This window comes from Avibacterium volantium (assembly GCF_900635775.1).
GTDB lineage: Bacteria > Pseudomonadota > Gammaproteobacteria > Enterobacterales > Pasteurellaceae > Avibacterium > Avibacterium volantium.
The window spans coordinates 43,959-58,963 of sequence record NZ_LR134167.1 but is presented as its reverse complement, the minus strand read 5'-3'; the positions used below and the strand labels follow the sequence as shown (position 1 = coordinate 58,963).

16 protein-coding genes are annotated in these 15,005 nt (G+C 43.2%); 14 read left to right on the top strand and 2 right to left on the bottom strand.

Annotation, left to right across the window (positions count from 1 at the left end; translation table 11 throughout):
* Positions 1–30: 30 nt before the first annotated feature.
* Positions 31–921, bottom strand: a complete 891-nt coding sequence (gene xerC, locus ELZ61_RS00300; protein WP_126370621.1) for a tyrosine recombinase XerC — start codon at positions 919–921, stop codon at positions 31–33.
* Positions 922–980: 59 nt separating this feature from the next.
* Positions 981–1,805 carry a diaminopimelate epimerase gene (gene dapF / locus ELZ61_RS00295; protein WP_126370619.1) on the bottom strand — a complete coding sequence of 275 codons (825 nt, stop codon included), beginning with the start codon at positions 1,803–1,805 and terminating at the stop codon, positions 981–983.
* Between the two features lie 228 nt (positions 1,806–2,033).
* On the opposite strand from dapF, the gene clpB reads away from it, so the two are divergent.
* The 14 genes from clpB to fis all read left to right on the top strand — a co-directional run bounded on the left by clpB (position 2,034) and on the right by fis (position 14,844).
* The gene (gene clpB, locus ELZ61_RS00290) at positions 2,034–4,607 is read left to right on the top strand and encodes an ATP-dependent chaperone ClpB (protein WP_126370617.1); all 2,574 of its coding nucleotides are present in this window, start codon (positions 2,034–2,036) and stop codon (positions 4,605–4,607) included.
* 149 nt (positions 4,608–4,756) lie between these two features.
* Complete coding sequence (gene menB / locus ELZ61_RS00285; RefSeq protein WP_103853695.1) at positions 4,757–5,614, top strand: 1,4-dihydroxy-2-naphthoyl-CoA synthase; 858 nt, start codon at positions 4,757–4,759, stop codon at positions 5,612–5,614.
* A gap of 81 nt (positions 5,615–5,695) precedes the next feature.
* A complete protein-coding gene (locus tag ELZ61_RS00280; protein WP_126370615.1) occupies positions 5,696–6,109 on the top strand; it encodes a nucleotidyltransferase substrate binding protein in 414 nt (137 codons plus the stop codon).
* Complete coding sequence (locus ELZ61_RS00275) at positions 6,088–6,408, top strand: nucleotidyltransferase domain-containing protein (RefSeq protein WP_126370613.1); 321 nt, start codon at positions 6,088–6,090, stop codon at positions 6,406–6,408. The genes ELZ61_RS00280 and ELZ61_RS00275 overlap by 22 nt, the downstream gene beginning before the upstream one ends.
* Positions 6,408–6,863, top strand: a complete 456-nt coding sequence (locus tag ELZ61_RS00270) for a hypothetical protein (RefSeq protein ID WP_115248656.1) — start codon at positions 6,408–6,410, stop codon at positions 6,861–6,863. Before ELZ61_RS00275 ends, ELZ61_RS00270 begins: the two co-directional genes overlap by 1 nt.
* Before the next feature lie 12 nt (positions 6,864–6,875).
* Positions 6,876–7,868, top strand: coding sequence for an o-succinylbenzoate synthase (gene menC, locus ELZ61_RS00265; RefSeq protein ID WP_126370611.1), 993 nt, complete (start codon positions 6,876–6,878; stop codon positions 7,866–7,868).
* An 89-nt stretch (positions 7,869–7,957) separates the two neighbouring features.
* A complete protein-coding gene (gene aroQ / locus ELZ61_RS00260) occupies positions 7,958–8,410 on the top strand; it encodes a type II 3-dehydroquinate dehydratase (RefSeq protein WP_103853692.1) in 453 nt (150 codons plus the stop codon).
* 166 nt (positions 8,411–8,576) lie between these two features.
* Positions 8,577–9,038: an acetyl-CoA carboxylase biotin carboxyl carrier protein gene (gene accB, locus ELZ61_RS00255; RefSeq protein WP_126370609.1), complete on the top strand. Its 462-nt coding sequence runs from the start codon at positions 8,577–8,579 to the stop codon at positions 9,036–9,038.
* Positions 9,039–9,095: 57 nt separating this feature from the next.
* Positions 9,096–10,442 (top strand): acetyl-CoA carboxylase biotin carboxylase subunit, encoded by a 1,347-nt coding sequence (accC, locus tag ELZ61_RS00250; RefSeq protein WP_126370607.1) that lies wholly within the window; start codon positions 9,096–9,098, stop codon positions 10,440–10,442.
* Between the two features lie 290 nt (positions 10,443–10,732).
* Positions 10,733–11,005: a YhdT family protein gene (locus ELZ61_RS00245; protein ID WP_126370605.1), complete on the top strand. Its 273-nt coding sequence runs from the start codon at positions 10,733–10,735 to the stop codon at positions 11,003–11,005.
* A 17-nt stretch (positions 11,006–11,022) separates the two neighbouring features.
* A complete protein-coding gene (panF, locus tag ELZ61_RS00240) occupies positions 11,023–12,450 on the top strand; it encodes a sodium/pantothenate symporter (RefSeq protein ID WP_126370603.1) in 1,428 nt (475 codons plus the stop codon).
* Between the two features lie 17 nt (positions 12,451–12,467).
* Complete coding sequence (gene prmA / locus ELZ61_RS00235) at positions 12,468–13,349, top strand: 50S ribosomal protein L11 methyltransferase (RefSeq protein WP_126370602.1); 882 nt, start codon at positions 12,468–12,470, stop codon at positions 13,347–13,349.
* A gap of 216 nt (positions 13,350–13,565) precedes the next feature.
* Complete coding sequence (gene dusB / locus ELZ61_RS00230) at positions 13,566–14,564, top strand: tRNA dihydrouridine synthase DusB (RefSeq protein ID WP_115248649.1); 999 nt, start codon at positions 13,566–13,568, stop codon at positions 14,562–14,564.
* Positions 14,545–14,844, top strand: coding sequence for a DNA-binding transcriptional regulator Fis (gene fis, locus ELZ61_RS00225; protein WP_103855173.1), 300 nt, complete (start codon positions 14,545–14,547; stop codon positions 14,842–14,844). The genes dusB and fis overlap by 20 nt, the downstream gene beginning before the upstream one ends.
* Positions 14,845–15,005: the final 161 nt, after the last annotated feature.

Below are 15,005 nucleotides of genomic sequence, written 5' to 3'. Positions count from 1 at the left end.
GTTAATAAAATAATAAGTGCAGTGCAATTTTCACGATTTTTTTCGTTTCGCTCTCGGGTGTGCGGAATCGTAAACCTGCGCTAAATGTTGGAAATCAAGGTGGGTGTAAATTTGTGTGGTAGAAAGATTGCTATGCCCAAGTAATTCTTGCACGACACGTAAATCAGAGCTGCTTTCAAGCATATGCGTGGCGAAAGAATGGCGCAGTTTATGAGGATTCAAATGGCTAGATAGCCCCTGTTTAATTCCCCACACTTCCATACGTTTTTGGATTGAACGGTGGCTCATTCGGTTACCAAGCTGGCTAACGAACAAGGCATCATCTTTTGGATTAAACAACAACCGCACTTTTAGCCATTGTTGAAGCGCGTGCGAAGCATAACGTCCAAAAGGCAAAATTCGTTCTTTGTTACCTTTCCCAATTACACGCACTTCACGCACTCGCAGATTAATGCTGTTTAAGTTCAGTCCTTGCAATTCAGACAGACGCAAACCTGAACTATACATTAGCTCTAGCATCGCTTTATCCCGCAAATCGATTGGCTCTTTGCTGTCGTTGGCTAATAATTGTTGAACCTGTTCGTTATCCAAATTTTTAGGTAAATGCTTGCCTTGCTTCGGTGCAGATACGCCAACCGCAGGATTAACCGAAAGCTCTCCTTGCTGAACAAGAAAGCTCAAAAACTGGCGTAATGCCGATAAGCGTAAAGCTAAACTTTTTTCGTGCAAGCCCGCTTTTTTACTTTGCGCTAACACAAAGCGCACCACGCTGGGGGTTACCTGCTGCCACTGGGAAATCTCATTTTCCTGCAACAACGCCACCACCGCTTCAAGCTGGCGCAGGTAATTACTCAATGTATGCGGACTTACCTGTCGTTCAATGCGCAGATAATTCCAATAATTGTTGAGTTGTTGGTACATTTCAATTTCTCTATTAAAAACAGCGTGAAAACCAAAGTGCGGTGCAAAATAATGGATAATTACAACCTAATCACCCCATCATAAATATGCGTGGCATCGCCTGTCATATAAAGTGGGTGACCTTCGCCTTGCCATTCAATAATAAGACTGCCGCCTGGGAGATCCACTTGCACTTTGTTATCCAAAAGGCCTTGCATAATGCCCACTGCGGCGGCGGCACAAGCGCCACTGCCACAGGCTTGGGTTTCGCCAGCACCGCGTTCATAAACGCGTAATTTTATGTGGTTACGATTAATGACTTGCATAAAGCCTGCGTTTACGCGTTCAGGAAAACGTTCGTGGCTTTCTAATAGTGGGCCTAATTGTTCTACATTGGCGGTAGTAATGTCTTCCACTTGCACCACACAATGTGGGTTGCCCATAGAAACCGCGCCACATAATACGGTTTGAATGTCGGTGCGTAAAATGTAGTTTTTCTCGAATTTGTTGGCGATAAATGGGATTTTCGCTGGTTCCCAAATAGGTTCGCCCATATTCACGCGGATCATTCCGTCATCTTGCACTGTTAGGATCATTTTACCTTTGGCGGTGCTAACGGCGATGTCTTTTTTATCCGTCAGGCCTTTCATTGTAACAAAGCGGGCGAAACAGCGCGCGCCATTGCCGCATTGTGCCACTTCACTGCCGTCAGCATTGAAAATGCGATAGTGAAAATCCAAATCGGGATCATAAGGTGGCTCAACCACTAAAAGCTGATCAAAGCCAATTCCTGTGTGGCGATCCGCCAGTTTTTTGATGGTTTCAGTGGGGAAGTAAGCGTTTTGCGTAACGGCATCGACCACCACAAAATCATTGCCTAATCCGTGCATTTTGGAAAATTGCATTTTTCCGTCCTTATTGAAAATCGTTAATTAGGCGCAATTATAAAGGTGAAGTGAGATTGAGTAAACTCTCCATTAGTGCAACCTATCGTTCTAAAATGATTAATAGATTTTTTTTTAAATTTTTTCATTTTGCTCTTGAAATTACCAAATTAGTCCTCACTTACTTGAACAAGCAAGCCGAGCCATACAGGCTAGGCAACAGAATTTAATATTGAGGAAGAATAGATTATGAATATAGAAAAATTTACCACAAGATTTCAACAAGCTTTAAGCGAAGCGCAGTCTTTAGCTTTAGGCAAAGATAACCAGTTTATCGAACCCGTGCATTTAATGGCGGCCTTGTTAAATCAAGAGGGCAGTTCCGTTGCACCGATTTTAACTGCAAGTGGCGTGAATGTTGCGATGTTACGTAACGAGCTTAATGCTGAACTCAACCGCTTACCGCAGGTTTCTGGTAACGGTGGTGATGTGCAGATTTCACGCAACTTGGTGAATTTATTAAATTTATGCGACAAGCTCGCACAGCAAAAGCAAGATAAATATATTTCATCAGAACTCTTTTTATTAGCCGCGTTAGAAGAAAAAGGCAGCTTAAGCGAAATATTACGCAAGTGCGGTGCAAAAAAAGAGAATTTACAACAAGCGATTGAACAAATTAGAGGAGGTCAGTCAGTGAACGACCAAAACGCAGAAGAAAGCCGTCAGGCATTAGAAAAATATACTATTGATTTAACCGCGCGTGCGGAAAGTGGCAAATTAGATCCAGTGATTGGACGTGATGAAGAAATTCGCCGTACAATCCAAGTGTTACAACGCCGTACGAAAAATAACCCTGTATTAATTGGTGAACCTGGTGTTGGTAAAACCGCGATTGTTGAAGGCCTTGCACAACGTATTGTAAATGGTGAAGTGCCAGAGGGATTAAAAAATAAACGTGTACTTTCCCTTGATATGGGCGCATTAATTGCGGGGGCAAAATATCGTGGTGAGTTTGAAGAGCGCTTAAAAGCCGTGCTTAATGAAATCGCTAAAGAAGAAGGCCGTGTGATTTTATTCATTGATGAAATTCATACAATGGTTGGTGCTGGTAAAACTGACGGTGCAATGGACGCAGGTAACTTATTAAAACCTTCCCTTGCACGTGGTGAATTGCACTGTGTGGGGGCGACAACCCTTGATGAATACCGTCAATATATTGAAAAAGATGCCGCACTTGAACGCCGTTTCCAAAAAGTTTTTGTGGACGAACCAAGTGTTGAAGACACCATTGCTATCTTGCGTGGTTTGAAAGAACGTTATGAAATTCACCATCACGTTCAAATTACAGACCCGGCAATCGTTGCGGCGGCGACACTTTCGCATCGTTATATTTCAGATCGTCAATTACCAGACAAAGCCATTGATTTAATTGACGAAGCGGCATCGAGTATCCGTATGGAAATTGACTCAAAACCAGAGCCGTTAGATAGACTTGATCGCCGTATTATCCAATTAAAATTGGAACAACAAGCGTTACAAAAAGAAGACGATAACGCGAGCCGCAAACGCTTAGAAATGCTTGAAAAAGAATTAGCTGAAAAAGAGCGTGAATATGCGGAATTAGAAGAAGTGTGGAAAAGCGAAAAAGCAGCGCTTTCTGGCACACAGCATATTAAAGCAGAATTAGAAAATGCACGAACCCAAATGGAACAAGCGCGCCGCGTGGGCGATTTAAACAAAATGTCTGAATTGCAATACGGACGCATTCCAGAGCTTGAAAAACAACTTGCTCAAGCAGAAAGTGCAGAGGGCAAAGAAATGCACTTGTTACGCTATCGTGTAACCGATGAAGAAATTGCAGAAGTGCTTTCACGTGCCACTGGTATCCCAGTTTCTCGTATGATGGAAGGGGAAAAAGAAAAATTATTGCGTATGGAAAAAGAATTACACAAACGCGTGGTTGGACAAAATGAAGCGGTGGAAGCAGTAGCGAACGCCATTCGCCGTAGCCGTGCAGGATTGTCTGATCCAAACCGTCCGATTGGTTCATTCTTATTCTTAGGGCCAACAGGGGTAGGTAAAACAGAATTGTGTAAAACTCTTGCCAACTTCTTGTTTGATGATGAAAACGCAATGGTACGCATTGATATGTCCGAGTTTATGGAAAAACACAGCGTATCTCGCTTAGTGGGCGCACCACCGGGATATGTGGGCTATGAAGAAGGTGGTTACTTAACCGAAGCCGTTCGCCGCCGTCCATATTCTGTGGTGTTATTGGACGAAGTAGAAAAAGCGCACCCAGATGTGTTCAACATCTTATTACAAGTGCTTGATGACGGACGTTTAACTGATGGTCAAGGTCGCACCGTAGATTTCCGCAATACCGTGGTGATTATGACCTCAAACTTAGGTTCAGACTTAATCCAAGGCAACCGTGATCTTGGCTATGAAGGAATGAAAGAAGTGGTAATGTCGGTGGTTAGCCAACACTTCCGCCCTGAGTTTATTAACCGTATTGATGAAACAGTGGTATTCCACCCATTGGATAAAGAAAACATTCGCACCATCGCGAAAATCCAATTAAAACGTTTAGAAAAACGTATGGAATCACACGGCTATCACTTAGCCTTCACAGATGCGGCATTAGACTTCATCGGCGAAATTGGTTATGACCCAATTTACGGCGCAAGACCGCTTAAACGTGCGATTCAACAAGAAGTGGAAAACCCACTCGCACAACAAATTCTCTCAGGGGAATTAATCCCAGGGAAAACTATTACCCTTGATTACGTTGATGGTAAAATCACAGCAAGTCAATCGTAATTCTTCCCAAAAAAGCACCGCACTTTGATTTATGCGGTAACCCAAGCCTCGCGAAAGCGGGGCTTTTTGTTTGTCAAAGGACGGCGCTTTTAGTCATTCTCAGATTAAGCTATAATGCCAGCTACATTTATTTAGCGAAGGAATTAATTATGCAAAATCCAAAAGATGATGTGCTTTATGCCCCTGTTGAGTGGGTTGATCATAGCGAAGGCTATACGGATATTCTTTATCACAAATCCACCGATGGCATTGCCAAAATCACCATTAACCGTCCAGAAGTGCGTAACGCTTTCCGTCCGCAGACGGTGAAAGAAATGATCCACGCGTTTTCAGATGCACGTTTTGATGAAAATGTGGGGGTGATCGTGCTAACCGGGCAAGGGGAAAAAGCGTTCTGCTCAGGTGGCGATCAAAAAGTGCGTGGCGATTACGGCGGTTATAAAGATGACGCGGGCGTACATCACCTAAACGTATTGGATTTTCAGCGTGATATTCGTAGCTGCCCGAAACCTGTGGTGGCAATGGTGGCAGGCTATGCTATCGGTGGTGGTCACGTTTTACATATGCTTTGCGATCTGACCATTGCAGCGGAAAATGCCATTTTCGGTCAAACAGGCCCTAAAGTGGGATCGTTCGATGGTGGCTGGGGCGCAAGCTATATGGCGCGCATTGTAGGGCAGAAAAAAGCGCGTGAAATTTGGTTCTTATGCCGTCAATATAATGCGCAAGAAGCCTTGGATATGGGCTTAGTGAACACGGTTGTGCCTTATGCAGAGTTAGAAAAAGAAACCGTGCGTTGGTGTCGTGAAATGTTGCGTAACAGTCCGATTGCGTTGCGTTGCTTAAAAGCGGCATTAAATGCAGATTGTGATGGACAAGCAGGCTTACAAGAGCTAGCAGGTAACGCCACAATGCTGTTCTATATGACAGAAGAAGGGCAAGAAGGGCGCAATGCCTTCAATGAAAAGCGTGCGCCAGATTTCAGTAAATTTAAACGCAATCCATAATCATCAAGTGCGGTGAAAAATCTCAAAATTTTTACCGCACTTTGCTTTTCTTTAATTAGCCGTAGTAGGCAAGGAAATTAAATGAAACAGGAAATTCGCTGGCAACAACGGTTACAGAATTATCAACGCGCCTTTACTCAGCTTACAGAATTTGTCCAACAACCTAAGCTAAACAAGTTTGAACAGCAAGGTTTGGTGCAGTGCTTTGAATATAATTACGAGTTAGCTTGGCGTGTGATGAAAGATTATCTCAATTACCAAGGCGTAAGTGATATTCAAGGCAGTCGCGATGCCATTCGTAAAGCCTTTAATATCGGGTTAATTGATGATGGGCAAGCGTGGTTGGATATGGTTGACGATCGCATTTTATCGGTGCATAGCTATAACGAAAGCACGGTTAATCAAATTATTGAAAAAATTTACCGCATTTATTATCCGCTCTTCGGTCAATTCGAACAAAAAATGGTGGCGTTATGTCAGGAAAATTTGGCTTAACCGAACGAACACTTTCCCGTTTGACGGCATTATTTCAAGCTTATCCTGAGATTGAGCAAGTGATTATTTATGGCTCAAGAGCAAAAGGCACGCATCGCGCAGGTTCTGATATTGATTTAACCTTGGTGGGCGAACAAATTAGCCCAGAAACCTTGAATCGTTTATTTGGTGAATTACAAGATTCAGATATTCCTTATTTGGTCGATTTGTCCATTTATTCACAACTTACCCACTCAGACTTGCTCAAACATATCCAACAAGTAGGACAAGTGCTTTATCAAAAACAGGTGAAAAAATAATGCAAGAAATCTCTCTCAAAAAAATCATTCTATTTTGGACGGCGGTGGTGTTATTTAATGCGGCGTTATGTTTTGCCTTTGGACTAATGGTGTCCAGTAATGTTCTTTCTATATTAGGAATGATCGTGGGCATTGGCTTCTTCATTGCCTTTTATAGCTTTATTGATTACAAATTGTGGGCAATGCATAAACATTTATGGCGTAATGCGTTGCGACAAAGTGGCATTATTCGGGGATGTTTTCAAATTTCGATTTTGTTGCATTTTTCTATCGAGTTCTTCTGTGGCTTTTTTGCATTGAGTTTATTGGAAGTTTTATTTGGCAGAAATATATCGCTCTTTTTACACAGTTTGCTTGCGACCTTGCTTACGGGGACATTCTTGTCTGTAATGCTAGGGATCATTTGTTTAATTTGTTTTTGGATTGCGAAGTCAGCGCACAAAGTTAAGGAATAAAAAGGAGAAAATATGCGTTCTTATCAACTTTATCGTTATCAAATCCCAATGGATTCGCAAGTGGTGCTGCGCAACCGCTTTTTGAAATTGCGCGAGGGGTTGTTGGTGCAAATTCGCTGTGGCGAACACGAAGGTTGGGGGGAAATTGCTCCACTGCCTGAATTTAGCCAAGAAACTCTTGAACAGGCAGAAGCCCAAGCCAAGCAGTGGCTAAAAGATTGGGACGTGGCTCGCAGTCAAAATCAAAAATTATCCCTTGAGGGGCTTTATCCCTCGGTCGCCTTTGGGCTGAGTTGTGCCTTGGCAGAAATGAAAGGGGAATTACCTGCTGAGGGCAATTATCGCACCGCCCCGCTCTGTTATGGCGATCCTGATGAGTTGTACGCTGAACTCAATCAAATTGAGGGCGAGAAAATCGCAAAAATCAAGGTGGGCTTATACGAAGCCAATCGCGATGGCTTAATCGCCGATATGTTTTTAGAAGCCATTCCCGATTTGAAACTTCGTTTAGATGCGAACCGAGCTTGGACGCCTGCGAAAGCGCAGCTGTTTGCCAAATATATTAAGCCTGAACATCGTGGGCGTATTCAATTTTTGGAAGAGCCTTGCAAAACCCCTGAAGAAAGCCGTCAGTTCGCCGCTGAAACAGGCATTGCTATCGCGTGGGACGAAAGCGTGCGCGAGCCAAATTTTCAGGTGAAAAAAGAACCGCACTTAGCCGCAATTATTATTAAACCGACTCTAGTGGGCAGCCTTGCGCGTTGTGTTGAACTGATTGAACAGGCCCATCAACAAGGCATTATGGCGGTGATCAGCTCATCTTTAGAAAGCAGTTTTGGGTTAACGCAACTGGCTCGCATTGCGCAGCGTTACACACCAGATACCACGCCGGGCTTGGATACGCTAGATCTTATGCAATATCAGCTTATTCGCCCGTGGCAAGGTTCAACGTTACCATTATTGGAACTGAACAGCGAAAATATCGTCAAAGTGAATATGGATTAAAATTTGCATTGGTTCGACCAGCCACAAGGCAACGGCAATTTTTATAAAAATCATTATAATGCAACAAGTTAAAGGGAAAAGAATTAATTATGTCAGCATCTGCACGAATTTTGTTACTTAATGGCCCGAATTTGAATATGCTAGGCAAACGTGAGCCAAAGCATTATGGCAGTCTTTCTTTGCCCGCCATTGAGCAACGAATGCAGGATCTTGCAGCCGCACATCAAATTGAATTAACCTGCTTTCAAGCGAACAGCGAAGAAAAATTGATCGATAAAATTCATCAAAGTTTCCAACAGGTGGATTTTATTATTATTAATCCCGCGGCTTATACGCACACCAGTGTTGCGCTGCGTGATGCTTTGCTGGCTGTCGCTATTCCTTTTGTGGAAGTGCATTTGTCTAATGTGCATAAACGTGAGCCGTTCCGTCATCATTCTTATTTTAGTGATGTGGCAGAAGGCGTGATTTGCGGATTAGGTGCGCAAGGCTATGAATTTGCTTTCCATTATGCGCGACAATATTTAGCAAATAAGGCATAATTTGCCGAAAATTTCGCGAAATTGACAGAATTTTGTCGCAAAAAGGATCGTTTTCAGGTAATCTTTGCCACGGAAATTTAAGTTTAAAAACCACCGCACTTTGTGTTACTCATTTTGTGTTGTCCATAAAGTGCGGTGAAAAATATTCACATTTTAGGAAAAAACTATGGATATTCGTAAAATTAAAAAACTCATCGAATTAGTTGAAGAATCAGGCATTATGGAGCTTGAAATTTCTGAAGGCGAGGAATCTGTTCGCATTAATCGTGGTTCACCTTCAGCCACTGCGGTGCAATATACCGTACCAAGTGTCGCCCCTGTTGCACAGCCTGCAACCCCAGCAGTGACACAGCCTACTCCAGTAACGGAAGTGCCAGCGGTTACGGAAGTATCAGGTCATCAAGTGCGTTCACCAATGGTGGGAACGTTCTACCGCAGCCCAAGCCAAGATGCAAAACCATTTGTTGAAGTGGGACAAACGGTGAAAGTGGGCGATGCCCTTTGTATTGTTGAAGCAATGAAAATGATGAACCGCATTGAAGCTGACAAAGCAGGTGTGGTAAAAGCGATCTTAATTAATGACGGCGAACCGGTTGAGTTTGATGAGCCGTTAATCGTTATCGAATAATTCATTTCTATTTAGGCGGAGCGTGGCTTCGCCTTACAATTCTAAGAGATAATTCTTATGCTAGAAAAAGTTGTTATTGCCAATCGTGGAGAAATTGCGTTACGCATTTTGCGTGCTTGCAAAGAGCTAGGCATTAAAACTGTGGCGGTGCATTCCACCGCAGATCGCGATCTCAAACACGTTTTATTGGCAGATCAAACCGTTTGTATTGGCCCTGCGCCTTCAACCAAAAGTTATTTGAATATCCCTGCGATTATTGCTGCGGCAGAAGTGACAGGTGCGGACGCAATTCACCCAGGTTATGGCTTTTTGTCTGAAAATGCTGATTTTGCCGAGCAAGTGGAACGCTCAGGCTTCACCTTTATTGGCCCTACTGCGGACGTAATCCGTTTAATGGGGGATAAAGTGTCTGCCATTAACGCAATGAAAAAAGCTGGTGTGCCTTGTGTACCGGGTTCTGATGGCCCTGTTGGCAGCGATATGAAGAAAAACAAAGAAATCGCTAAACGCATTGGGTATCCTGTGATCATCAAAGCCTCTGGCGGCGGCGGTGGCCGTGGTATGCGCGTGGTGCGTGATGAAAATTCTTTAGAAGAATCCATTGCGATGACCAAAGCGGAAGCCAAAGCAGCATTTAACAACGATATGGTTTATATGGAAAAATATTTAGAAAATCCACGCCATATTGAAATCCAAGTGCTAGCCGATACGCACGGCAATGCGGTTTATTTAGCAGAGCGTGATTGTTCAATGCAACGCCGTCATCAAAAAGTGGTGGAAGAAGCGCCAGCACCAGGCATTACCGAAGAAATGCGCCGTGATATTGGTTCACGCTGTGCTAAAGCCTGTGTGGAAATTGGCTATCGTGGTGCAGGGACATTTGAATTCTTATATGAAAACGGTGAGTTTTACTTCATCGAAATGAACACCCGTATTCAAGTGGAACACCCTGTAACCGAGATGATTACCGGCGTGGATTTGGTGAAAGAGCAATTATTAATCGCTTCAGGCCTACCACTTTCTATCAAACAAGAAGACATCAAAGTGCGTGGCCACGCCATTGAATGTCGTATCAATGCAGAAGATCCGAAGAGCTTCTTACCTTCACCAGGTAAAATCGAACATTTACACGCACCGGGTGGTTTGGGCGTGCGTTGGGATTCGCATATTTATACAGGATACAGCGTGCCACCGCATTATGATTCAATGATCGCCAAATTAATCACCTATGGAGATACCCGTGAAGTGGCCATTCGCCGTATGCAAAATGCCCTTGGTGAAACCATTATCAACGGCATAAAAACCAATATTCCATTACACGATCAAATTTTATCTGATGAAAACTTCCAAAACGGTGGCACAAATATCCACTATTTGGAGAAGAAATTGGGAATGCACGATTAATTGCATTATTTGATCGAAAGGCGTTTTAGATAACGCCTTTTTTATTGCGGCATTTTTTCTTTATTTTGTATAAAAGAGCGGTGCAAAATTGTGAAATTATTTTGGCGAGAAATATTCCGGCTAATCTCTTTTTTTGCTCAACAGCAATAACGATTAACCAACAATTTTCAGCATATTTAAGGTGATTTTTGTCGATATATTTTGCTAAGATTAGACGCGGGCGAACAACGAGGTTCGCCCTCGATTTTGCTAGCAATAAAGGTGAAAAATACAGGAGTGCAACTCACACTATGAAACAACATTCTCGTTATCAGCAAGCGACAAAAGAAGCGCGTTGGGCATTTGGCTTGACCTTGCTTTATGTGCTGGGCTGGTGTTTATGTGCTTATTTGCCAAAAGGGCAGCAAGGGCCTTTGGGCTTTCCGCTTTGGTTTGAGCTAGCCTGTATTTATTTGCCTGTGCTATTTATTGTGGTGGCGTATTGGATAGTAAAAATCGTCTATCAAGAGATTGATTTAGAAAATATTGAGCCAGAAAACAAGGACACTGAACAAGGACGTTAAATAAGGATATTGGAACAATGAATCTTGGCATTATTTTCCCCCTAGTGATTTACCTTGCCTTTGTGTTTGGCGCGGCGATTTATGCTTATACAAAACGTTCTAAAGGGGACTTTTTAACGGAATATTATGTGGGAAATCGCTCAATGACAGGCTTTGTGTTGGCGATGACCACCGCGTCCACCTATGCCAGTGCCAGCTCTTTTGTGGGCGGCCCGGGTGCGGCGTATAAATTTGGCTTAGGCTGGGTGTTGCTTGCAATGATTCAAGTGCCTGCGGTATGGCTGGCATTAGGCGCGCTCGGGAAAAAGTTCGCCTTGCTCTCGCGAGAAAGTAAAGCCTTAACGATCAATGATTTATTGCTTTATCGTTATAAAAATAAATATTTGGTTTGGATTTCTTGTATCGCCTTACTCATCGCCTTTTTTGCCGCAATGACGGTGCAATTTATCGGTGGTGCGCGCTTGTTAGAAACTACCATTGGCATTAGCTATACCAATGCGCTACTGATTTTTGCCGTTACCGTGGGGCTTTACACCTTTATTGGCGGATTTCGTGCCGTGGTGCTAACCGATACCATTCAAGGAATGGTGATGATTCTTGGCACGATCATTTTGCTCGGCGCGACCATTTATGCTGCAGGCGGAGTAGAAAGTGCGGTGCAAAAACTTAACGAAATTGACCCGCACTTAACCAGCCCTTATGGGCCAAATGATATGCTCAGCTTTCAGTTTATGGCCTCTTTCTGGATTTTAGTCTGCTTTGGCGTGGTAGGCCTGCCACACACTGCGGTGCGTTGTATGGCGTTTAAAGACAGCAAAGCCTTGCATAACGGAATGTTAATCGGCACAGTGGTACTGGCTTTAGTGATGCTGGGTATGCACCTTTCGGGAGCATTAGGGCGTGCGATTCTGCCGGCCTTAGAAGTGCCAGATCAGGTGATCCCAACCTTGATGTTGCAAGTGCTACCGCCGATTGTGGCGGGGATTTTCTTAGCTGCACCAATGTCAGCCATTATGTCCACCATTGACGCGCAACTGATTCAATCATCATCAATTTTTGTGAAGGATTTATATCTCAGCGCCAAGCCAGAAATGGCGCAAAATCAGAAAAAAATTAGCTGGATTTCTTCAATAATCACGCTAATTTTGACCGCACTTTTGATCTTAGCTGCGTTAAATCCACCACAAATGATCATCTGGCTCAACCTTTTCGCCTTTGGGGGCTTGGAAGCCGCCTTTTTATGGGTAATTGTGCTGGGGCTATATTGGCAAAAAGCTAATGCCGTTGGCGCAATTTGCTCAATGGTGGTGGGCTTGGGCTGTTATGTAGGCTTAACGGCCGCAAGTATTAAACTGTTTGATTTTCACGCCATTGTGCCATCTTTATTGTTTGGCTTAATTGCCTTTTTGATTGGCAATAAATTTGGCGAAAATGCAACAAAATAAATTAAGAAGGAAAAATTATGGCTTGGGTTCAAATCCGCATTAATAGTACTAATCAACAAGCGGAAACGATCAGTGATTATTTAGAAGAAATCGGTTCAGTTTCGGTAACCTTTATGGATAGCCAAGACACCCCGATTTTTGAACCGCTCCCTGGGGAAACTCGTCTATGGGGCAACACCGATGTTATCGCCTTATTTGATGCGGAAACAGATATGCAACAGATTGTCAGCTTGCTGAAAAGTGCGGGGCATTTAAGCGAAGAAACCGCTTATAAAATTGAACAAATTGAAGATAAAGACTGGGAACGTGAATGGATGGATAATTTCCACCCAATGCAGTTTGGCAAACGTTTATGGATTTGCCCAAGCTGGCGTGAAGTGCCTGATGAAAATGCGGTGAACGTAATGCTCGATCCCGGTTTAGCTTTTGGAACTGGTACGCACCCTACCACCGCATTATGTTTAGAATGGCTCGATAGCCTAGATTTGAATGGCAAAACAGTCATCGATTTTGGCTGTGGATCGGGGATTTTAGCGATCTCTGCGTTGAAATTAGGGGCGAAAAGTGCCATCGGCATTGATATTGATCCGCAAGCCATTTTAGCCAGCCGCAACAACTCAGAACAAAATGGCGTGAGCAACCGCCTACAACTCTTTTTAGCCAAAGACGCACCGCAAGATCTGCAAGCCGATGTGGTGGTGGCCAATATCTTAGCTGGGCCATTAAAAGAACTCGCACCAACCATCAGCCAGCTCGTAAAAAAACAAGGCAAACTCGGGTTATCAGGCATTTTAGAAAGCCAAGCACAATCTGTTTGCGAAGCCTATCAAGAGCAATTTTCCCTTGATCCCGTGGCAATCCGCGAAGAGTGGTGTCGTATTACAGGTGTGGCAAAATAAGCGAAAATTCCCCCGCACTTGTCAAGAGCGCGGGGCATTTTTTTATGCGGAAAATGGATTATTTTGAATAAAAGTCAAAGAAAGCGAAAAAAATAGATTTTGTTCAAAAAATATGCTTTTCAAATGAGCGAAAAGTGCGTATTATAGCACGCCTTGCCCGTTGGGGCTGGCGATAGATTGTGTGTTAAAAGGTAGTAACTTGTTAGGGGTAGCGCAGTGCGAATTGGTGATTATCAATTAAAAAACCGTATTTTGCTTGCGCCAATGGCAGGGATTACCGACCAACCTTTTAGACGCCTTTGTGCGAACTATGGGGCAGGATTGACCTTTTCAGAAATGATGGCAAGCAATCCGCGCGTATGGCATACAGAAAAATCGAAACAACGTCTTGCTTATCATCAAGATGTAGGCATTAACGCTGTGCAAATTGCTGGATCTGATCCGCAGGAAATGGCACAAGCTGCGCAAGTGAATGTGGGCTATGGGGCAGAAATTATTGACATCAATATGGGCTGTCCTGCAAAGAAGGTAAATCGTAAATTGGCAGGTTCTGCCCTTTTGCAATATCCCGATTTAGTGCAACAAATTCTTGAAGCGGTGGTGCGTGCTGTGGACGTGCCTGTAACACTAAAAATTAGAACAGGCTGGGATCGACAAAATCGAAACTGCGTGGAAATCGCGAAAATTGCCGAACAAGCAGGTGTGCAAGCGCTCACCATTCACGGGCGAACTCGTGAATGTTTATTTGAGGGCGAAGCCGAGTACGACAACATTAAAGCGGTGAAACAACAGGTTTCTATTCCAGTGATTGCCAATGGCGATATTACATCGGCACAAAAAGCCCAAGCGGTGCTTGATTACACCGGTGCTGATGCAATAATGATTGGGCGTGGTGCGCTAGGTCAGCCGTGGATTTTTCAATCTGTGGCTGGGCTAGTGGAAAACGGCTCAACAACTTTAACACCAAGTTTAAAAGAAAAGTGCGGTGTTATTTTGCGACATATTCAAGAACTTCATCAATTTTATGGCGAAGAAAAAGGGTATCGCATTGCACGCAAGCACGTTGCTTGGTATTTACAGGGAATTCAACCTAATTCCAGTTTTAGACAGACTTTTAATGCCATTACCAATGCGAAAGCGCAAATAACGGCATTGGAAGAATTTTTTAATTTGATTTTATTGGATAAAGACAACAATGTTAGAACAACAACGTAATCCAGCTGAAGCTCTGACTGTTTCAGTATTAAATTCACAATCTCAAGTAACAAACAAACCACTTCGTGATTCTGTGAAACAAGCGATCAGAAATTATTTAGCTCAATTAGATGGTCAAGATGTGGACGATCTTTATGAATTAGTTTTATCGGAAGTTGAACACCCTATGCTTGATATGATTATGCAATATACTCGTGGTAATCAAACTCGCGCGGCAACAATGCTTGGTATCAACCGTGGCACATTACGCAAAAAATTAAAAAAATACGGTATGGGCTGATAATTTCAGATTCTAAATAAAATTACACCGCACTTAATAAATAAATTGCGGTGTTTTTTTGCGACATTTTTCTCTCTAGAAATAACGAAGAAAAAGCCGATGATTGCTCATCGGCTTTATTTAATAAAACTTTTCACCGCACCTTAGTTGTACAGTGATGC

Bases quoted from the DNA above. Each gene is read 5' to 3' on its own strand.
- xerC (WP_126370621.1), bottom strand. From the start codon at position 921: ATGTACCAACAACTCAACAATTATTGGAATTATCTGCGCATTGAACGA.
- dapF (WP_126370619.1), bottom strand. From the start codon at position 1,805: ATGCAATTTTCCAAAATGCACGGATTAGGCAATGATTTTGTGGTGGTC.
- clpB (WP_126370617.1), top strand. From the start codon at position 2,034: ATGAATATAGAAAAATTTACCACAAGATTTCAACAAGCTTTAAGCGAA.
- menB (WP_103853695.1), top strand. From the start codon at position 4,757: ATGCAAAATCCAAAAGATGATGTGCTTTATGCCCCTGTTGAGTGGGTT.
- ELZ61_RS00280 (WP_126370615.1), top strand. From the start codon at position 5,696: ATGAAACAGGAAATTCGCTGGCAACAACGGTTACAGAATTATCAACGC.
- ELZ61_RS00275 (WP_126370613.1), top strand. From the start codon at position 6,088: ATGTCAGGAAAATTTGGCTTAACCGAACGAACACTTTCCCGTTTGACG.
- ELZ61_RS00270 (WP_115248656.1), top strand. From the start codon at position 6,408: ATGCAAGAAATCTCTCTCAAAAAAATCATTCTATTTTGGACGGCGGTG.
- menC (WP_126370611.1), top strand. From the start codon at position 6,876: ATGCGTTCTTATCAACTTTATCGTTATCAAATCCCAATGGATTCGCAA.
- aroQ (WP_103853692.1), top strand. From the start codon at position 7,958: ATGTCAGCATCTGCACGAATTTTGTTACTTAATGGCCCGAATTTGAAT.
- accB (WP_126370609.1), top strand. From the start codon at position 8,577: ATGGATATTCGTAAAATTAAAAAACTCATCGAATTAGTTGAAGAATCA.
- accC (WP_126370607.1), top strand. From the start codon at position 9,096: ATGCTAGAAAAAGTTGTTATTGCCAATCGTGGAGAAATTGCGTTACGC.
- ELZ61_RS00245 (WP_126370605.1), top strand. From the start codon at position 10,733: ATGAAACAACATTCTCGTTATCAGCAAGCGACAAAAGAAGCGCGTTGG.
- panF (WP_126370603.1), top strand. From the start codon at position 11,023: ATGAATCTTGGCATTATTTTCCCCCTAGTGATTTACCTTGCCTTTGTG.
- prmA (WP_126370602.1), top strand. From the start codon at position 12,468: ATGGCTTGGGTTCAAATCCGCATTAATAGTACTAATCAACAAGCGGAA.
- fis (WP_103855173.1), top strand. From the start codon at position 14,545: ATGTTAGAACAACAACGTAATCCAGCTGAAGCTCTGACTGTTTCAGTA.